This window comes from Serratia sp. TSA_7, from assembly GCF_052692135.1.
Window position 1 is genome coordinate 135,753 of sequence record NZ_JBQZFU010000007.1, and the last position, 19,758, is coordinate 155,510.

The 19,758-nt window shown below is 53.7% G+C and carries 17 protein-coding genes; 8 read left to right on the forward strand and 9 right to left on the reverse strand.

The features are described 5' to 3' along the window. Nucleotides 1-192: 192 nt before the first annotated feature. Nucleotides 193-507 carry a lipoprotein gene (locus ACUTQW_RS19890; protein WP_166729151.1) on the reverse strand — a complete coding sequence of 105 codons (315 nt, stop codon included), beginning with the start codon at nucleotides 505-507 and terminating at the stop codon, nucleotides 193-195. A gap of 179 nt (nucleotides 508-686) precedes the next feature. Here ACUTQW_RS19890 and ACUTQW_RS19895 point away from each other — a divergent pair, with 179 nt between their 5' ends. Continuing rightward, nucleotides 687-1,319 carry a response regulator transcription factor gene (locus ACUTQW_RS19895; protein WP_004952029.1) on the forward strand — a complete coding sequence of 211 codons (633 nt, stop codon included), beginning with the start codon at nucleotides 687-689 and terminating at the stop codon, nucleotides 1,317-1,319. Next, entirely contained in the window at nucleotides 1,316-3,097 is a 1,782-nt protein-coding gene (locus tag ACUTQW_RS19900) for an ATP-binding protein (protein WP_440834920.1), read from the forward strand. Before ACUTQW_RS19895 ends, ACUTQW_RS19900 begins: the two co-directional genes overlap by 4 nt. A gap of 39 nt (nucleotides 3,098-3,136) precedes the next feature. Here the strand turns inward: ACUTQW_RS19900 and ACUTQW_RS19905 are convergent, their stop codons facing one another. Beyond that, entirely contained in the window at nucleotides 3,137-3,970 is an 834-nt protein-coding gene (locus tag ACUTQW_RS19905) for an enoyl-CoA hydratase/isomerase family protein (protein ID WP_445654945.1), read from the reverse strand. 124 nt (nucleotides 3,971-4,094) lie between these two features. On the opposite strand from ACUTQW_RS19905, the gene ACUTQW_RS19910 reads away from it, so the two are divergent. Both ACUTQW_RS19910 and ACUTQW_RS19915 read left to right on the forward strand, forming a co-directional pair. Beyond that, nucleotides 4,095-4,469, forward strand: a complete 375-nt coding sequence (locus tag ACUTQW_RS19910) for a winged helix-turn-helix transcriptional regulator (RefSeq protein ID WP_445654946.1) — start codon at nucleotides 4,095-4,097, stop codon at nucleotides 4,467-4,469. Between the two features lie 331 nt (nucleotides 4,470-4,800). Then, a complete protein-coding gene (locus tag ACUTQW_RS19915; protein ID WP_445654947.1) occupies nucleotides 4,801-5,076 on the forward strand; it encodes a nucleotidyltransferase domain-containing protein in 276 nt (91 codons plus the stop codon). Between the two features lie 125 nt (nucleotides 5,077-5,201). On the opposite strand, the gene ACUTQW_RS19920 is transcribed toward ACUTQW_RS19915, so the two are convergent. Next, nucleotides 5,202-6,071 (reverse strand): ImmA/IrrE family metallo-endopeptidase, encoded by an 870-nt coding sequence (locus ACUTQW_RS19920; RefSeq protein WP_445654948.1) that lies wholly within the window; start codon nucleotides 6,069-6,071, stop codon nucleotides 5,202-5,204. Nucleotides 6,072-6,084: 13 nt separating this feature from the next. Further along, the gene (locus ACUTQW_RS19925; protein ID WP_445654949.1) at nucleotides 6,085-6,456 is read right to left on the reverse strand and encodes a helix-turn-helix domain-containing protein; all 372 of its coding nucleotides are present in this window, start codon (nucleotides 6,454-6,456) and stop codon (nucleotides 6,085-6,087) included. A 229-nt stretch (nucleotides 6,457-6,685) separates the two neighbouring features. On the opposite strand from ACUTQW_RS19925, the gene ACUTQW_RS19930 reads away from it, so the two are divergent. From ACUTQW_RS19930 to ACUTQW_RS19940, 3 genes are read left to right on the forward strand one after another with little or no spacing between them, the layout of a single operon-like run. Then, nucleotides 6,686-7,435, forward strand: coding sequence for a multiubiquitin domain-containing protein (locus tag ACUTQW_RS19930; RefSeq protein WP_445654950.1), 750 nt, complete (start codon nucleotides 6,686-6,688; stop codon nucleotides 7,433-7,435). After that, complete coding sequence (locus tag ACUTQW_RS19935) at nucleotides 7,410-8,606, forward strand: ThiF family adenylyltransferase (protein ID WP_445654951.1); 1,197 nt, start codon at nucleotides 7,410-7,412, stop codon at nucleotides 8,604-8,606. Before ACUTQW_RS19930 ends, ACUTQW_RS19935 begins: the two co-directional genes overlap by 26 nt. Continuing rightward, nucleotides 8,596-9,054 (forward strand): DUF6527 family protein, encoded by a 459-nt coding sequence (locus tag ACUTQW_RS19940; RefSeq protein WP_445654952.1) that lies wholly within the window; start codon nucleotides 8,596-8,598, stop codon nucleotides 9,052-9,054. Before ACUTQW_RS19935 ends, ACUTQW_RS19940 begins: the two co-directional genes overlap by 11 nt. Before the next feature lie 280 nt (nucleotides 9,055-9,334). Here the strand turns inward: ACUTQW_RS19940 and ACUTQW_RS19945 are convergent, their stop codons facing one another. The 3 genes from ACUTQW_RS19945 to guaB form a co-directional block, all read right to left on the reverse strand. Continuing rightward, nucleotides 9,335-10,696 carry an anti-phage deoxyguanosine triphosphatase gene (locus ACUTQW_RS19945; protein WP_445654953.1) on the reverse strand — a complete coding sequence of 454 codons (1,362 nt, stop codon included), beginning with the start codon at nucleotides 10,694-10,696 and terminating at the stop codon, nucleotides 9,335-9,337. A gap of 550 nt (nucleotides 10,697-11,246) precedes the next feature. After that, complete coding sequence (gene guaA, locus ACUTQW_RS19950; RefSeq protein WP_006327299.1) at nucleotides 11,247-12,824, reverse strand: glutamine-hydrolyzing GMP synthase; 1,578 nt, start codon at nucleotides 12,822-12,824, stop codon at nucleotides 11,247-11,249. Between the two features lie 103 nt (nucleotides 12,825-12,927). After that, nucleotides 12,928-14,391, reverse strand: coding sequence for an IMP dehydrogenase (gene guaB / locus ACUTQW_RS19955; protein WP_004952045.1), 1,464 nt, complete (start codon nucleotides 14,389-14,391; stop codon nucleotides 12,928-12,930). Between the two features lie 170 nt (nucleotides 14,392-14,561). On the opposite strand from guaB, the gene xseA reads away from it, so the two are divergent. Beyond that, a complete protein-coding gene (xseA, locus tag ACUTQW_RS19960) occupies nucleotides 14,562-15,947 on the forward strand; it encodes an exodeoxyribonuclease VII large subunit (RefSeq protein WP_073440840.1) in 1,386 nt (461 codons plus the stop codon). Between the two features lie 9 nt (nucleotides 15,948-15,956). On the opposite strand, the gene ACUTQW_RS19965 is transcribed toward xseA, so the two are convergent. Both ACUTQW_RS19965 and ACUTQW_RS19970 read right to left on the reverse strand, forming a co-directional pair. Further along, on the reverse strand, nucleotides 15,957-18,323 hold the full coding sequence (locus ACUTQW_RS19965) for a glycoside hydrolase family 31 protein (protein WP_037433516.1): 2,367 nt from the start codon (nucleotides 18,321-18,323) through the stop codon (nucleotides 15,957-15,959). A 19-nt stretch (nucleotides 18,324-18,342) separates the two neighbouring features. Then, nucleotides 18,343-19,641, reverse strand: a complete 1,299-nt coding sequence (locus ACUTQW_RS19970; RefSeq protein ID WP_122288992.1) for an MFS transporter — start codon at nucleotides 19,639-19,641, stop codon at nucleotides 18,343-18,345. Nucleotides 19,642-19,758: the final 117 nt, after the last annotated feature.

The following is a 19,758-nucleotide window of genomic DNA, read 5'->3' on the forward strand; positions in this document are numbered from 1 at the left end:
TTATTATTTATATGAAAAACTCAATGCATTAGAGGATGCGTGGCGCGTTATTCACGAACACAGAGGGCGAGCACAGAGGGATTGTCATCGAGACGCCGGCTTATTGCCCCCCAGCGCCAATGCCCCGATGCCAAAATTATTGGGACTGCGGACCAGTCCTGATTGCCAACTCCGGCTCGCGCCTGAGGCGAATTATTTATGCGTGACGACTGGAGTACAGGTCGGTGCGCTCAGTGAGGGCGCCGAACCTAAAATGCCCGGCATCATCAGCGAGGAGCAGTCGAAAATGCGGCCTTTCTCGGTGGTGGCGCGGTAAGAAAGTTTTTGCCCGCCCAGGGCATCGGGTTGAGCGCCATTGACATTGGTCACGGTTATTTCATCGGATGAACCCAGGCCCAGCATTTTAGCCGTTTCCGCCTGCAACAAGGGTATTGCCTGATCGGTTTTCAACGTTGAACAGCCGGCCAGCAGTAAAGTAACGGCTAAAGCGATAAGTGGTTTTTTCATAAATTATCCTTTGTAACCAAACAGTTCAAAATACTGATTGGCTTTATGTTTTCTCTTATCCAAATCCTCGAATAATATATTTCCCTTTCCTAAACAAAAAAACCCTCCTAAAGTAGGGAGGGTTGATAATAACAAGTCATCGGAGCCAATCTGGTACGTTTACACGAAAGGAGAGATCTTTGGAGCAGGATTATGCACTGGTTGTCGATGACCATCCGTTGGTGGCAAGCGGCATTGCCAATTACCTGAATACGCATTGTCGTTTTAAACATGCCTATGTGGTAACCAACGAAACTCATTGTTATCGCCACATTCTGGAAAATGGCGCCCCACGCTTAATGGTCATCGACTTTTGGTTGTCCGAGGGGACGGCGTTGAAGTTACTCAAAGAGCTAAAAAACCAGTATTCTAAGATTCGTTTTTTGGTGGTCAGCGGCGATGAGAACAATGAAATATGGCAAAAGGTGCGTGATGCCGGCGGGCACGGATTTGTATTTAAAAACGAACCACCTGAATTATTCGCCGAAGCCGTTTCCGCACTGATGGAAAATAAAAAATGGTTCCCTTTGGAGCATGAGGAGTGTGTAAATAACGCTCACGGCCACCTGCAAAAATTCAATTTAACCCCACGGCAAATAGATGTATTAATCATGATGATGCGCGGCTTCCCCAATAAGCGAATAGCTGCGCAGCTGTCTATTTCCGAACCCACGGTGAAAGAGCACATCAGCAACATTCTCAAAAAAATAGGCGTAAACAGCCGGGTGGAAGCCATCACCCTGCTGCATGGCAGGCAGGATCATTTGCAATGAAATTACTTCAATCATTACAAAATGATGAGATCTCCCCACGCGCGCAGATCCGCCTGCTGGACAATACCTTCATGCGGTTGGTCTTCAGCTTTACCGCCGTGCCCTTTGTCGGTATTCCTTTCGCCATTTGGCTCTATTTGTTGGGGAAAGAACTCACGCCGATTATTGTCTGGATACTGATATATTTTCTCTGCGCATTGGCCATCAGATTATGGCATCGGCGTTATCGTCATGACACCCAGGAAAATAACGCCAGCGCAGTGATTAGCCGTTGGCTGCCGCGCATTAATAACGTCGCCTTCGTGCATGGTTTGGGTATTTCATCCTTATATTTAATCGCCCCAGAAAAAAACAGTTTCGATTTTTTCCTGTTATTAAACATCAGTATCGCGGCCATCGTCGCCGCCAACGCAACCCATCTGACGCCGGTCATCAGCACCTTTACGCGCTTTTTCTTCGCCTCCTGGGGCGTGCTTAATCTTGGCATTATCTGGCGACTGGGCGATGTCATGCCGATCGTGCTGATGCTCAATTTGCTTTATGGGTTCGCCATTTACCGGCACGCATTAACCTCGCATGCCTTTTTTATTCAGCAAGCCCTGCTCGAAGAAAAAAGCTCGCGCCTTGCGGAACAATTTCGGCAGGCCAAAGAAGAGGCGGAGCAAGCCTTGCTGGATAAAAATCAATTCTTGACCACCGCCAGCCATGATTTGCGCCAGCCGGTACACGCGATGGGTTTTCTGATCGAGGCGATCATCCATAAGAATCGCGACGCCACGCTGATACCTCAGCTGTTGGATCTGCAACAAAGCGTGCGATCAGTGCACCTGATGTTCAATTCGCTGCTCGATCTCAGCAAGATTGAGTCCGGCAACGTCAGTACGGCGACTACCCATGTGGACATCGGAAAGCTACTGGATTCCGTGATTACGCTGTTCCGCGAAGAGGCCAACAGCCGGGCATTATCATTGCGCACATGGCGGCCCAAACGGCGGGTTTGCGTGATGGGCGATCAATTGCTCATCCGGCAATCGCTGATCAACCTGATACAAAATGCGCTGCGTTATACGCAAGAAGGCGGCGTATTGATAGCGATCCGCCCTCGGGGCGAGGAATGCCTGATCGAAGTGTGGGACACCGGCGTCGGCATCGCCGATGAAGAGAAAGGTAAAATCTTTTCCCCCTATTATCGGCCCGAGCTGGCGTGGAAAATCGACAGCGCCGGCCATGGATTGGGGCTGGCGGTGGTGGCGCGCTGCGCCAAATTGATGAAGGTGAAATACGGCATGCGCTCCATCGAAGGCAAAGGATCGCGTTTCTGGATGCGCTTTGCCCTGTATGCCGGCGAAGAGCACCCGCCGGAAAGCGTTAACAGTTACGCCAACACCGGCGCCCCAACCCGCTATGAGTCATTAAGTGGCGCCTGCCTGGTGGTGGATGATGATCCGCTGGTGACCTCCGCCTGGGAGAGTTTGATGAGCACCTGGGGCATTACCGTGCGCTGTGCGGCTTCCGCAGAGGAGGCTTTTGCGATTATCGACGAAGGCTTCACGCCTTTCGCCGTGCTGTGCGACCAACGGCTCCGCTCCGGCGAGAGCGGCTTCGATATCTTGAAAGCGCTGTTTGAGCGCCTGCCGGATACCAGCGGCGCCATGGTCAGCGGGGAGTTCAACTCGCCGGTTCTGCAAGAGGCCGAGCAGGAAGGTTATCTGGTATTGAGAAAGCCGCTGGAGCCGGCGAAATTGCATGCTTTGTTGAGCCAGTGGGCGAGTAGTTAGCGAACACAGACTGGCCCCCGGCCCCACCGCCAAAACACCTTAAACGCCAAGCCCGCGCAGCAGGCCCTCGAGGTTGCGCTCCCCCTCTTTAGTCTGGGCGCCTGCCTTAAGCCCACCGCGAATCAGTTGCTCCGCTGCCGGGCGGGCAAACAAACCCGCCCAGGCTTCGTGCTCGCACTGAAAGCCCGCCCGCAGGTCCGGCGCGGGCATCGCCTGCTTGGCCGCTGCGATAACCCCGGCAGGCAATGCCGCGATGTTACGCGCTAGCCGATCGACGAACTCATCAAGCTCGGCGGCGGGTAATGCGCGATTAATCCAGCCGTAACGCTCTGCGGTTACCGCGTCGATAAGATCGGCGCCAAGGACCACTTCAAGCGCGCGGCCGCGCGTCATGCGGCTCGTCAGATATTGGGTCGCGCCGCCGCCGGGCGTAATGCCCATCAGGGCTTCGCACTGGGCAAGCCCCGCCCGCCCTTCCGCGGCGAAGGCCATGTCGGCTGCCGCAACGAATTCTGCGCCGCCGCCGCGCGCCAGCCCGGCCAACTTAACGAGGGTGACCTGCGGTTGGCTGCGCATCAGTTCGCCAAAAGCCTGGAACGGATTAAGCCCCTCCGGTGCGTTGCGCGCCAGTTCATCGAAGGCGTGCGGCTCATCGATCAGGGTCATATCAACATGCGCAATGAAGAACTCGGGATCCGCACTCTGGAAAACCAGCACGCGCGTATCCGGATCGTCGCGTACCGAGAGCAATAAACGACTAATTTCCGACATCAGTGCCACATCAAGCACGTTTACCGGCGGATTATCGATAGCGATCGTCAATACGCCGTGCGCGTGAGACAGCCTGAGCTTGCTGAAATCTGTATCTTTCATATCCATGTCCTTTTTGCCTGGGGATAGCGGTGCTGGATTTTCGCGCCGTTTGTCGAATGGTATACTTTGCATACCTGGCGTCAATTACGCACCTTAAGCATCCCAGGGATGCTGGAGAATACCTATGGACAAGACTGACCCGATCTACCGCGCAGACTGCCCGAGCCGCATCGTTCTCGACCAGATCGCCGACAAATGGTCAATGATGGTGCTGGAGGTGCTGCGTGAGCCGCAGCGCTTTAACGCCATCAAGCGCCGCCTGGATGGCGTCACTCAACGCGTACTGACCCAAACGCTGCGCAAACTGGAACGCAACGGCATGGTGAAACGCAAGGTGTTGGATGGGCGGGTGCTTGGCGTAGAGTATTCACTGACGCCGCTTGGCGAATCCTTGCAGGGGCCATTCTCGATACTGTTCAACTGGACGCTGGGAAATATGGAGGCGATTCAGGACTGCCAGCGCAGGTATGATGAGCATAACAACCAGATTGAAAATTGAGGCTGGCTACTGATAAGACATACCCTGCGCTCCATTGCAGGCAAGGATCGTATTTGGGGATGGGCTGTATCTTGTACATCGGCGAAAAAAACATGCCGGAGGGTGTTATCAGTGCCCGTTTCACCCCAGAAAGTGTGCCGTTTTCGCCGTTGGCCCAGCAGCACGGTGAGCCTGTTCTGACATCCGCTTTTGCCACAAAACTGCCAGTAATGGTGTTCTTTGGCTGTTATGTGCGATAAGCAGGCTTTATGGCATAATTAATTAACCATGAGAATTTCAAGCTCAAGCAGCTTATGATCCCGGAGAATAACTTCATAAAAAAGGAAAAAGGATGGCCGTCGATCGCAATGGCTACATTATCCAGCAAAAATGTAGTGAATTGCAGCCCACATTCTCACGCCTAGTTGCACACCTAGTCACAAAGCTAAGCCTCTGCTTTCCTGAGCTGATACATAGCCTGTATGTCTATGGCAGCATAGCTGAAGGCCGTGCAAAGATAGGGAAGTCAGATCTCGATGTGTCAATCAACGGGGAGCAGGTCAGCAGGTCAAGGCAGCTAAATAAGATAACCGCTAAGCGGATCTCTTATTCAAACATATTAACGTAGTTCACAGGCTATTAATTTTCCTGAATTATTTTTTGATTGAACAAGAACGCCTGAGAATCATTAACATGAGTATGTGGGCTTTTAGTCATCAGATTCTAAATAAGATGGTCATACTGGAAACATATTTATCGATATTTGGACCAGCCAGGATATCCTGAAAGTTCCTCAAGTAAATCATCGTCTTCACTGCGCGATTGCCGCTTCGCATTTGATGAAGGTTTAACGATCTCTTCAAAGAGAACGATGGATTGGGTCTGTTTCTTAGGTGCATAGTAAGTGGCTTCTTCATAGCAAGCGAAGCGGATTGCATTCTCACTTGCACTCCAATCCAAACCATCCAGTTCAGCAGTAATCACCCGGTCAGATGCCAATCCCATCGCTTTGGCTGCAGCAGAATTTCGGGGAAGATTAATTTTCCTTGTGATCCAAATTTTGGCCTCACGAAGTCCCCTGGACGTAATGGCGTACTGAACTATTCCCTCTTCAGCCACAATGAATGCCAGGTGGTCATTTGACGCTTGTGCGAAACGAGATGCAACACATGATCTTGAAGCCTGAAAAAATTCAGACAACATGGATAGATTTTCATGTGTGAAATCGCTCTGCGTTGCAAGGGGCTGGATCAGTTGCCAGGGTACAAGACACTCTGCTGCAAAAGTATCGCAAAGAACTTCTTCTATCGGCCTGCTTTTAAAACACTCTAATTCATCGGAAGGCACACTCCCCCCATGTACAGATGGCAATTTCAGAACATGGTGAGCGATTTCGTGAAGAATGGTAAACCGCTGTCTGTGGAGTCCGTCATTTTGATTAACGAAGATGTGCTTCTGGCCTCTTCTTTCAAAAGTGTTTCCCGCTTCTCCATCAGGTAAATCCTGCCTGGAAACTTTAAAACCTAATGACAAAGCGAGAGCATCAACGTCGATTGGAGCCTGTATGACACCCCACTCTTTGAGCAGCTTTCTTGCTGCACTAATTGCTTGCATTTCATCCATATGACGGCAGCTCTTACATCATTTGAATAAGCTCTATACGTTTCAGCCAGGCTTCTTCAGTGTCGGGACGTTCGCCTCTGAAACTCATCGTAGCGACGTCTTCAAAATCTTCCCAGGGAATGTCCAGACGGGAAAGCATGAGTGAATACAGGGCATTTTCGATGTTAACAGAGTTCGACAAGAGCTTAAAAATATTGCGTTCCCTTTCATTGAGTTCGAGGGCATGGCTCAACCGGTTAACAACGTCTTCAGAAGGCGCTACCCGGTCTCCTTTCTCGAGTCTCCATATATACGCATGGTCAAGGTCGCCAGACCTTTTTTCCAAGTCCCTGAAACTTAGTTGTTTCCTTTCACGCATGGTGGCGATAAAACCTGCCAGATCCATTTTTTACCTCAACTTCTTGCAATTTTAAAAAGACCAGGAGTAGACTGTTGCCTATGCAGACAACAGTGTTCGTTTCATGATTTTATCATAAACGGGTTTGGATTTATGTCCACTGCTGTCTGGATGGACAACGACCTGATGGTCTTTTTTTAGAACCAAGATGTTGTCTGTGTAGACAACGACAACATTACTTAAGTTGATGCCACTTGATCACATTAAGGACTGCCACATGACACAATTGAATGTTTTAGAGATTGAAGATGTAAACGCTGCTGTTTCAGCTGGCCGGCCGGTAAGAGATCATGGCCCCTACCAGATACTCATAGGCAATGAGGAGCTTCGGTTCCGTCCGATTGTCATCGAGGATCCAGTCCCGACAGGGGAACAGATCCTGAAGGCTGGAGATCTGCGACCAGTCGATGATTACCTGCTTTTCCAGTACCTGAATAACGGGATGCTGGAATCACTTAATCCAGGTGAAACCACAGACCTACGCAGCGCTGGCGTTGAAAAGTTTTTAGCGTTTAAAAGCGACCGTTCGTTTCGCTTCTTCATTAATGGCCAGGCCCAGGACTGGGGGGGAACGTGTATCAGTGGATTAACACTTAAGAAGCTCGCCGGTGTCAATGCTGAGCATAATGATGTCTATCTGGTCGTTGTTGGCAGAGAGGACGAACTTATCAAGGACCGGGACCTGTTTGATCTCACCCGTCCTGGTGTAGAGCATTTCGCCACAGCTGAAATCAATATCACGGTTTACGTGAACACCGTACCCAGAGTAGTCCATGTTCATTATCTCAGCTACTGGGACGTGGTGCGGCTGGAGTACCCTGATGCTGTCAGTGGCCCAAATTCACAATACACCGTGACCTACTCTAAAGGCCACGGGGATCCTTCACTCAAAAACTTAGTTGATGGTCAATGTGTTCAAACTAAACAGGGGATGCATATCAATGTCACACCAACTGATAAATCGTAGTCCCCAGTTGCTTCGTTTACGTAACGAAGGCTATAACCTCTGTGTAAATGGAGCCTATCTCTTGATAAAAGATATTCCCTATGTCAATGAGAAACGGGAAATTCAGAGTGGGGTTCTAATTTTACAACTTGCGTTGACCGCAGACATTGCGATGGTCCCCCCCGATCACACCGCTTATTTTACCGGAGATACCCCTTGTGATTCACAAGGGCTACCGCTAGTTTCCATCATCAACAACAGTGAAAAAAAGGAGCTGATGCCCGACCTCATCGCGCATCACTACTTTTCCGCTAAGCCTCGTTCCGGGGCTTACACTGATTATTATGAGAAAGTCACTTTATACGCTGCGATGCTGAGTGGTCATGCTCAGGTGATTGACCCGAATGTGACACCTCAAACATTTGCGCCAGTGGTCACTCTCGAAGAAGAAGAAAGTTCCTTTGTTTACACCGACACCGCTTCGTCACGCGCAGGGATTGCTGCACAAACAGAGAAGTTCAGAGGGCTTAAAATAGCTCTGGTGGGCTTAGGTGGTACAGGTGCATACATACTGGATCAGATCGCTAAAATGCCAGTAAAAGAAATCCACCTTTTCGATGGGGACACACTTCACCAACATAACGCTTTCCGTTATCCCGGCGCTGTGCCTTTCGCTACGCTTCTGCGGGCGTTAAAAAAAGTGGACTATCTACACGAAACCTACAGCCAGCTTCATCGGGGGATAATCAAACACCCCTGTATGATAACTGCTGAGAACGTCGAACAACTCAAGACATTTGATTATATTTTCCTAAGCGTAGACCGGGCAGATGTTCGTGCTCTCGTGGTTAAACATTTGCTGGGAACCTCTGCATCCATTATTGATGTTGGCATGGGCGTTCATGTCGTGAATGACACGCAGAAAATCTGGGGGGTATGCCGTGTAACGGCATTAACACAGGCACACCATGATCACAGTATACGGACATTGCCGCTAACAGATAATGCGGATGCCGATGCGTATCGTACAAATATTCAGATAGCGGATCTCAATGCATTGAACGCGATGCTTGCGATAGGAATGTGGAAACGGCTGTGTGGATTTTATGCGGACAACACAGACGCATTGCACTCCACGTATGTCACACACCTCAATGAGCTGGGAAACAGCGAGGCGAGAAATGCGGGTTAAAACCTTGTCCCACATATTTGTCGATAGTTTTCCGGAACACCTAAAGGCCGGAGAACTATATCTTGCGATGGAGTTTGCTACAGCCGTACATCTGTGTGCATGCGGTTGTGGACACAAAGTAATTACACCGTTCTCTCCAACAGACTGGAAAATGGTATTTGACGGTGAAACAATTTCCTTAAAACCGTCAATCGGTAACTGGACATTTCCATGTCGATCCCACTACTGGATAAGAAGCTCGGCGATTGTCTGGGCTGGAGATATGTCAGATGAACAAATAAAAAAAGGTCGTTTGCAGGATAAGAGTGCTAAGGCCCAACGTGAGCTTAATATGAATGATAATAAGCACATCATTCCAGAAGCAACTCGTCCCACTACATCAAACGATAGCCAAGTTACAAATTCCATGAGCATATTGCAGAAATTAAGGTCTTGGCTGGGTTTCTGATAATTCAAGTAAAAGGAGAGTGCCAAAAAGCCAGTCTTAATCATCTCAGGCAGTGGAGCCTGCCTGTATCACATTGAGATCTGACCTGCTCCCCATTGATTATTAATTGCTTTGCAGAAAATGGGAGTTGTCGGGGTTACTGGTGCTTAACGCCCAGAGGAGGACGTTTGCCGATTCTGCACGAACAAATTGAGAATGGGGGTGATTGGACATCACCCCTGACAGATGCCTGGGTTGCTGTTGATACGTAAATAGAGCTCAGGGCATCATCCTCGACACATCAGAGGTGGTCAAAAATAGATCCTTTACGTGGAATAAGGATTTTCTCATAAAACTTGGTCGCATAGTCATCCGTCATCCCGGAAACATAGTCACAAATGACTCGCATACCTGCCTGCTGGCCTAAGCTAATCTGCCGCTCGTAAACGTCTCTCGTTGAGGCAGGTAAAAACCGACACGGATCGCTAGCCAGCACACTGAACAGCTCGACAATCAACTTTTGTCCTTTGAATTCAAGTAGCTGTACATTTTCATGCTTAATCACTTTGTCCTTGACCAGCATGAAAATTTTCAACCGCAGTGCTTCGACTGCTTCCGGAAGGACCGCATCATATTTGAGCATGCCGCATTCGAATTCTGCATCCTTTGCATTGAGCTCAACGCTTGTGATCATCAGATGAACCAGCATGCCGATGCACTCTTTTCGCCTGTAACTTTCACCAAACAGGCTATCCGCGACAGATTCGCATGTTCCGGAGAATGTAATGCCGTGGCAGTCAGTAAATAGGTTTACATGTCCGCTGAAATGCTCCATCCACATCGCTCGTGTCACCATTCCGAGAGAAATAGCGTCCTCCAAATCGTGTAGCGAATACGAAATTTCATCGGCAAGATCCATGATGGTGGTATCGAGCGCCTTATAAGAAGCTGTTTTATGATCGGATTCGGTTTTACCGAGATTAATGGAAGTAAACAACTTCCGATCCTGTTTAGTAAATGGTGAGAGAGCAAATTCTACGATGTCTCTCTCTGAATCTAGGTAGCATTTTGGAGGTTTAAAATCAGATGACTTAAAGAGCCAGTTCGGTCCTCCGACAGGGACCTGACTACTGGCTTTTTTAACCATTAGGGCTGAGTAATTAACCGGATATTTTAGTACGCCCAGCAGAAGTCTGCGGGTAGGATCGAGGCCGTGTTCTTGGGTGTACTTATCTAGTTTCGAGAGAATACGCAACGTCTGACCATTTCCTTCAAAGCCACCGTAATTCAGCATACAGTAGTTAAGAGCTACTTCACCGCCGTGACCAAATGGGGGATGGCCAATATCATGCGCGAGGCATACTGCCTGCATCAGATCGTTATCTGGTAAAAACTGCTCTTCCTCTTTACCTTTATATTTGATTTTCAGCTTAGCAAGAAGACCTGAACCGATTTGTGCGACTTCCATTGAGTGGGTCAGCCGTGTGCGGTAGAAGTCACTTTCTCCCAGACCAAGAACCTGCGTTTTGGATTGCAAACGTCGGAAAGGAGACGAGTGGATTAACCGGGAAAGGTCGCGCTGAGCTTCAGATCGGATCTCTTCCTCTCGAGGATCATTGGAACCTCGTCTCTCATCCCAGACGTTTATTTTATTCTGAGTCATATTATTCCTTATGTTTTTGCTTTGTGCAGTGCGGCGTTCTGACATAACACTGCCACCCGACTGGATTTGTGCCGCTTAAAAATAAAGTGAATCGGAAGATTCACCTGGCTTTGCAGAACTCATTATTTATGACAGAGGCCCCTGAGGGGGTAATCCGTTCTTTGTCATTAGTGATTAAGCTCGGGAATTTAAAGCTAAGCCAGATCAAATTCAGACCAGGCTTATTCTGTTGTCAAGATAAACAATCAAAATAACTTATATTTTTCTGATCTACTCTTCAATAATAATGCAATGTGAACTTAACAACGTCCGCTTCTAGCACTGAACTGACATCCAAACCCAATCTTTCACAGGCCAACGAGAATGTCAGTTCAAATATAAGGCAACACAATCAAAGGTAAATACTCACAGCAATTTTAGCCGCTAAAATTTTCTTCTATCGCAATAATCAGTGCCAAAACTTGCCAATCACAAAAACAAAAAAACCCGCAATTACGCGGGTTTAGCTATGTTTATTGCCTGTCAGTACCAGCTATTGCCAGTCGCAGGTTTATTCCCACTCAATGGTAGCCGGTGGCTTGCCGCTGATGTCATAAACTACGCGGGAAATGCCGTCCACTTCGTTGATGATGCGGTTGGAGACGCGGCCGAGGAAGTCGTACGGCAGGTGCGCCCAATGCGCGGTCATAAAGTCGATGGTTTCCACTGCGCGCAGTGAAACAACCCAGTCGTATTTACGGCCGTCGCCCATCACGCCGACCGAACGCACCGGCAGGAATACGGTGAATGCCTGGCTGACCTTGTTGTACAGATCGGCTTTATGCAGCTCTTCGATGAAGATGGCGTCGGCACGGCGCAGCAGATCACAGTACTCTTTCTTCACTTCGCCCAGCACGCGCACGCCCAGACCTGGCCCCGGGAACGGGTGGCGGTACAGCATGTCGTACGGCAGGCCCAGCTCCAGGCCGATTTTGCGCACTTCGTCTTTGAACAGCTCTTTCAGCGGCTCTACCAGGCCCAGCTTCATCTCTTTCGGCAGGCCACCCACGTTGTGGTGCGACTTGATCACGTGCGCTTTGCCGGTGGCGGAAGCGGCGGACTCGATCACGTCCGGGTAGATGGTGCCTTGCGCCAGCCATTTCACTTCGTCTTGCTTGCAGGCTTCTTCGTCGAACACTTCAACGAATACGCGGCCGATGATCTTGCGCTTGGCTTCCGGCTCGTCAACGCCGGCCAGTGCGTCCAAGAAGCGGTTTTCCGCCGCGACGTGCACGATGTTCAGGCCGAAGTGGTCGCCGAACATCTCCAGCACCTGGTCGGCTTCGTTCAGGCGCAGCAGGCCGTTGTCCACAAACACGCAGGTCAGGCGTTTGCCGATGGCGCGGTGCAGCAGCATGGCGGTAACGGAAGAATCCACGCCGCCGGAAAGGCCGAGGATCACGTGATCTTCGCCCACTTGCTCGCGGATACGCTCAACCGCATCTTCGATGATGGTCGCAGGCGTCCACAGGGCTTCACACTGGCAGATATCCAGCACGAAACGCTCCAGCATGCGCTGGCCCTGGCGGGTATGGGTCACTTCCGGGTGGAACTGCACGCCGTAGAAGCGTTTTTCTTCGTTGGCCATAATGGCGAACGGGCAGGTATCGGTGCTGGCGACGGTCACGAAGTCTGAAGGAATTGCGGTCACTTTGTCGCCGTGGCTCATCCATACGTCCAGCAGCGGTTTGCCAGTGGAGCTGAGGGCGTCTTCGATGCCGCGAACCAGCGCGCTGTCGGTGGTCACTTCCACCTGCGCATAGCCGAACTCACGTTCGTTGGAACCCTGTACATGGCCACCCAGCTGCATCGCCATGGTCTGCATGCCGTAGCATACGCCCAGTACCGGCACACCGGCGGTGAACACGTATTCTGGCGCACGTGGGCTGTTATGTTCGGTGGTGCTCTCCGGGCCGCCGGAAAGGATGATGCCGCTTGGATTGAATTCGCGGATTTGCTCTTCGCTAACGTCCCAGGCCCACAGCTCGCAGTAAACGCCGATTTCGCGCACGCGGCGTGCTACCAGTTGAGTGTATTGCGAACCAAAATCCAGAATAAGGATGCGATGCTTATGGATATTATTTGTCATGTGAGGCGAATTCCAGCAACAGAGAAAAAGAGCGAAAAATAAGGTTTCGGGGCGAGGAGCCAAGCCCCCCGCCCCGGCCTCTCCCGCAGGAGAGGGTCAAGCATTAACCCATGCGGTAGTTCGGTGACTCTTTGGTGATGGTCACGTCATGCACGTGGCTTTCCTGTATGCCGGCGCCGCTGATGCGCACAAATTCAGCCTTGGTGCGCAGATCGTCGATGGTGGCGCAGCCGGTCAGGCCCATGCAAGAGCGCAGACCGCCCATTTGCTGGTGCACGATCGCTTTCAGCATGCCTTTGTAAGCCACGCGGCCTTCGATACCTTCCGGCACCAGTTTGTCGGCGGCGTTATCGGTTTGGAAGTAACGGTCGGAAGAGCCTTTGGACATGGCGCCCAGCGAGCCCATACCGCGGTAGGATTTGAACGAACGGCCCTGGTACAGCTCGATTTCGCCCGGTGATTCTTCGGTGCCCGCCAGCATGGAGCCGACCATTACGCAAGATGCGCCGGCCGCGATGGCTTTGGCGATGTCGCCGGAGAAGCGGATACCGCCGTCGGCGATAACCGGGATGCCGGTGCCTTCCAGCGCTTCAACCGCGTCGGCGATAGCGGTGATCTGCGGTACGCCCACGCCGGTCACGATGCGGGTGGTACAGATGGAGCCAGGGCCGATACCCACTTTCACCGCGCTCACGCCGGCGTCAGCCAGCGCTTTGGCGCCGGAGGCCGTAGCGACGTTGCCGCCAACGATCTGCAGATCCGGGTATTTGGCGCGGGTTTCGCGAATGCGCTGCAATACGCCTTCGGAGTGGCCGTGAGAGGAGTCGATCAGGAGTACGTCAACGCCTGCAGCGACCAGCGCGTCAACGCGCTCTTCGTTGCCGGCACCGGCGCCAACCGCAGCACCAACGCGCAGGCGGCCATGCTCGTCCTTACAGGCGTTTGGCTTGCGCTCCGCCTTCTGGAAGTCTTTTACGGTGATCATGCCCAGCAGATGGAAGTTGTCGTCCACCACCAGCGCTTTCTCAACGCGTTTTTCGTGCATTCTTTGCAGCACGACTTCACGCGCTTCACCCTCTTTCACCGTGACCAGGCGCTCTTTCGGCGTCATCACGGCGGTAACAGGCTGGTTCAGATCGGTCACGAAGCGCACGTCACGGCCGGTGATGATACCGACCAGTTCGTTCTCTTCGGTCACTACCGGGTAGCCGGCAAAGCCGTTACGCGCGGTCAGTTCTTTCACTTCTTTCAGCGTGGTGGAGGGGGTTACGGCTTGCGGGTCGGTAACTACGCCGCTTTCATGTTTTTTCACGCGGCGGACTTCTTCAGCCTGACGCTCGATGGACATGTTTTTGTGAATGAAGCCCAGGCCGCCTTCCTGCGCCAGCGCAATGGCCAGGCCGGCTTCGGTTACGGTATCCATGGCTGCGGACAGCATAGGGATATTCAGGCGGATAGTTTTGGTCAATTGGGTGCCGAGCTCAGCGGTATTAGGCAGAACCGTAGAGTGAGCTGGAACCAGGAGAACGTCGTCAAACGTTAGTGCTTCTTTCGCGATACGTAGCATGGGCAATATCTCACCAGAGTGGGCTGTGAAAAAGATAAAATATTGCCGCGGCATTATACAGAGCGTAATCGGTTGCCTCCAGCACTTTCTCACAAAAACTCTTGATTACCTTTTTCAGCCCTGTAGTATCGACCAATTAAGTGGTTGTTTTGGAATTTGATCTGGGTCACATGTCGCTACCTGTCTCGCCGTCTATTTTTACCGTAAGCCGCCTGAATCAGACGGTTCGACAGCTGCTGGAAATGGAAATGGGCCAGATTTGGCTCTCCGCCGAGATCTCCAACTTCTCTCAACCGGCTTCCGGCCACTGGTATTTCACGCTGAAAGACGACCGCGCGCAGGTGCGCTGTGCGATGTTCCGCAACAGCAACCGCCGCACCACCTTCCGCCCGCAAAACGGCCAGCAAGTGTTGGTTCGCGCCAGCATCACGCTGTATGAACCGCGCGGCGACTATCAGCTGATTGCCGAAAGCATGCAACCCGCCGGCGACGGCCTGCTGCAACAGCAATTCGATCAACTGAAACAACGTCTGAGCGCCGAAGGCCTGTTCGACCAACAGTTCAAGCAACCGCTGCCCAGCCCGGCCAAACGCGTCGGGGTGATCACCTCCGCCAGCGGCGCGGCGCTGCACGATGTGCTGCAAGTGCTGCAACGGCGCGATCCTTCGCTGCCCATCGTTATCTACCCGACCTCGGTGCAGGGCGCAGAAGCGCCATTGCAGATCGTGCGCGCCATCGAAACGGCCAACCGCCGCGACGAATGCGACGTGCTGATCGTCGGCCGTGGCGGCGGCTCGCTGGAAGACCTGTGGAGTTTTAACGACGAACGCGTAGCGCGGGCGATATTCGCCAGCCGCATTCCGATCGTCAGCGCCGTCGGCCATGAAACCGACGTCACCATTGCCGACTTTGTCGCCGACCTGCGTGCGCCAACCCCTTCCGCCGCCGCCGAACTGGTCAGCCGCAATCAGCTGGAGCTGCTGCGTCAGTTGCAATCCCAGCAGCAGCGGATGGAAATGGCGATGGATTACTATCTGGCCCAGCGCCAGCAGCAGTTCACCCGCATCAACCACCGTTTGCAACAGCAGCATCCGCACCTGCGCCTGGCGCGCCAGCAGACGCTGTTGTTCAAGCTGCAACGCCGGTTGGAAGACGGTATGCAAAATCAGCTGCGCCTGTCTTCACGCCGCAGCGATCGGGCGCAACAGCGTTTGGCGCAGGTACAGCCGCAGGCACGCATTCATCGCTACCAGCAACGCGTGCAGCAACAGGAATACCGTTTGCAGCAGGCGCTGGAGCGCCAACTCAACGCTTACCGCCAGCGTTTCGGCGTGGCCTGCAGCCAGCTCGAAGCGGTCAGCCCGTTGGCGACGCTGGCGCGCGGCTACAGCGTGACGCAAACCCCGCGCGGCGAAGTGCTGAAAACCACCAAACAGGCCCAGGTCGGCGAACTGCTGAAAACCCGCCTGCAGGATGGCTGGGTGGAAAGCGAAGTGAAAACCATCACTGTGGCCAAGAAGCCGCGCAAAAAGCGCGCGGCTGACGCGGCCGAATAGCGATTCCCGTTACCTCAGCGTAAAACTCTCGCCCGGCTCACCGTTGATCCACAGTTCCCGCGTTTCTCCGGCAGGCAGGCTGACCGTCAGCGTCCGCCATGCCGGTTTGAACTGCCCTTCGGTGGTGACGTTCAGCATGACGCGCCGATTATCGCTGTGCATCTCCCAGCGCAGCCACAGCGCGTTGCCCTGCTGCCAGCCATAACTTTCCCCGTCGTCTTCGAACAACAGCCCAGAAGCGCTGCCACAGCCTTTAAACGGGTACAGCTGCAACTCGCGCCGATCGTCGGCGGCAACGTCAACGTGCGCCAAGCGAGATGACAGCGGCAACGCCGCCCCGGCGCGCACCAACAGCGGCAAACGCTCCAGCGGCGCATCCAGCACCACCGTCTGGCCACCGCTGAACCACTGGCCGCTGTGGAAGCAGTACCAGCCTTCGCCGTTATCCGGCAGATAGACCGAACGCGCACGCTGCCCCTGCTCCACCACGCTGGCCACCAGCAAATCGCGGCCAATCATAAAGTCATCGGTCTCGTTCAGCGTGCGTTCGTCATGCTCGTGATCGAGGAAGGTCGGGCGCAGCATCGGCTCGTCGTCGGCGCTGGCCTGCCACAGCAGGGTGTAGAAATACGGCATCAGGCGATAGCGCAGGTTGATCGCCTCGCGGACGGCCGGCGTGGCGGCCGGATACATCCACGGCTCGTTAACCGTCGCGTCGTCATTCCAGGAGTGAATGGTGAAACGCGGGTGCATCACGCCGTTTTGCACCCAGCGCACCAGCAGTTCGGCGTCCGGTTTGTCGCCGGAAAAACCGCCGACGTCGTGCCCCAGGTTATACAACCCCGACAGGCTCATGCCCAAGCCCATGCGGATGTTGTAGCGCAGGGTTTGCCAGTTGGTGCGGTTGTCGCCGCTCCAGGTCTGCACGTAGCGCTGCATGCCGGCACAGCCGGAACGGGAGATCAGGTACGGCCGCAGGTCGGGCGCAAAGCGCTGCTGGGCTTCCATCGACGCGCGCATCATCAGCAACGGCATTACCGGGCGGATATGCTTGATGGCGATCGGCCGGCCAAAACCCTGGCAGCGCGCCTCCGCGTCCCACACTTCGTATTCGTTGTTGTCGTTCCAGGTTGAATCTATGCCCATCTCCAGCAGTTGCTGAGTAACGCCCTGCTGCCACCAGCGTACCGTCGCCGGATTGGTGAAATCGAGGTGCGAACCTTCGTCGTCCCAAAAACTGGAACGTTCCGGCTGGTCGCTTTCCGAATCGCGGATAAACAGCCCCTGCTCCGCCGCCTGTCGATACTGCGGATGATCCTGCAACAGGCAGGGTTTGATGTTGGCCGCCAGCTTCAGCCCGGCGGCGTGGAACGCCTGGCTCAGTAGCTTCGGCTCTGGCACCTTGTCGTAATTCCAGTTGAACACGTAGCGCTTGTTGCCGATCGAGGTATAACCCGAAGACAGCTGGAACGAATCGCAGGGAATATCGTGCTGCTTGCACAAGGCAATGAACTGTTGCAACTGCTGCTGGGCGTCCGGCGCGTCGGTGTAATGCATGGTCGAACCGCTGTACCCGAGGCTCCATTTCGGCCCGAAGTGGGTCTTGCCGGTGAGGCGCACAAAGGCTTTGGTCACGTCCAGCACCTGCGGCCCCAGGAACAGGTAATAATCGAGATCCCCCGCCTCGGCCTGATAACGGCGGTAGGCCAGATGGTAGTTGTCGATCTCGTTGCCCAAATCCAGCCAACAGCTGCTCAGGTTGTCGTAAAACAGCCCGAAACTGGCCTCTGCACCGCGGGTGATGGTAAAGGGCACATGTTTGTACAGCGGATCGGTGCTGGCGGCGTTGTAGCCCATCGCATCCAGATTGCGCATTTCAAAGCGGCGGCCGCTGCGCTCCAGATCGCCGGCCTTCTCGCCCAGGCCATAATAGCGCTCGCCGGCAAAGCGGCGCTGGTAGTGCGCCACGCCGTCACCCTGCGGATTGAGCAGATAGGCGCTGGTTGGCCGGTCGGCCGCCAGCGGCCGCCATTCACCGGCAGCGCTACGGTGCTCCCACTCCAGCCACAGCGGCTGATGTACGGTAACGCGCAGCGCGGCGCTGGTCACCACCAGCCGATCCTCATGCTGTTGCAGTTGATAACCCGGCAGGCTAAAACCGGCGACGCTCAGGCGATCGCGCCCTTCCCAGGGCACGTCGGCCTGCGGCGCAATGCTCCAGGTGCGGTCCAGCGCCAGCTCGCCGTTGCGTTTGATCAGCACGCGGAACAGGTTGTCTTCCAGCACGTACAGGCAGAACAGATGACGCTCGTCGACCAACAGCTCAATGCGATCGGCATATTCGCCTGCCAGCGTCCATTTTTTTAACGTTTTCATAGGTATCCAACTTAATTATTCAGTGTTTTTTACCGCCGCGCTCGGCGATCAAGGCAATCAGGAACAGGGCGCCGATCAGATCGAAGAAGCCCATGGCGATAAACAGCGGATTGAAGCCGACGGTGTCGGAAACCGCACCGATCAGCAGCGTAAACAGGAAGCTGGCGATCCAGGCACTGGAGCCGCGCATGCCGTTGACCGTCGCCATCTGGTTTTTATCGAACGACTCCACCACCAGCGCGCTGAGCATGCAGGAGATCACCTGGTGGCCGAAACCGCCGATCGAGATCAACGCGATCGCCACATAGGGATCTTTGGTGATCGCCACGAACGCCAGCGAAACCATCATGAAGGCGCCGGTGACCGAGCTGGCGACCACCGAGTTGACGCGGCTGCAGCCGAACCATTTGCGGTACAGGGTGGTGAGATAACCGCTGGCGACGCTGCCGATATCCGCCGCCAAAAACGGCAGCCAGGCAAACATGGCGATGTGCTTTAAATCCATGCCGCGTTCGGTGGCCAGGTACAGCGGCACCCAGAAGCTGAACACCGCCCAGGCCGGTTCGGCGAGAAAGGCCGGGATGGCGATGCCGTAGAACTTTTTGTTTTTACACAAGATTGCCAATGATTTTAAAAACGGCAGCCTCGGCAAGACCGGCTCGTTATCTTCGCGGATCAGATCCAGCTCTTTTTGGCTCAGGTTCGGGTGCTTTAACGGCTCGTGGTAGAACAGCCACCACAGCACCACCCAGATCAACCCCAGCGCGCCGGAGAACAAGAAGGCGCCCTGCCAGCCAAAAGAGATGTGGGCGATGACGATGATCGGCGGAGCCAGCATGGCACCGATAGAAAAACCTACGCCCGCCCAGCCGGCGGCAATCGGCCGTTCCTTTTTCGGGAACCAGTCGGAGATCGCCTTGGCGTTGCCCGGTGTGGCCGCCGCTTCCGCCCCGCCCATAAAGAAGCGCAGAATAGCCAACTGCACCCAGGTGCCCGCTCCAGCATGCAGCATACACACCACCGCCCAGATGCTGGCGCAGATCAAAAAGCCCACCTTCAGGCCGATAACATCGATCAGCCAGCCGCAGATCGGCTGAAATACCGTATAGGCCAGTTGGAATGACGCCACCACCCAAGAATATTGCTCGGTGGTCATGTTCAGGCTGGTTTTCAGCTCCGGCGCCAGGATACCCAGCGAGTTACGGGTGATGTAGTTGACCGTAACGCCGAGCAGAAACAGCGCCAGCATCCACCAACGCAGCGATTTAAACTTGCGGCGGCCGCTGTGCGCGACCGTCTGATTAATTTCAACACTCATCTGTCTTCTCTCCACGGCGGCTGCCCGGTGAAACAGCTCGCTTTTTGGTAGGGCACGTTTTGGTATCGAAGGTATGGGTTGCTAAAATTTGCGATGGTGATCACGAAAAACCACACG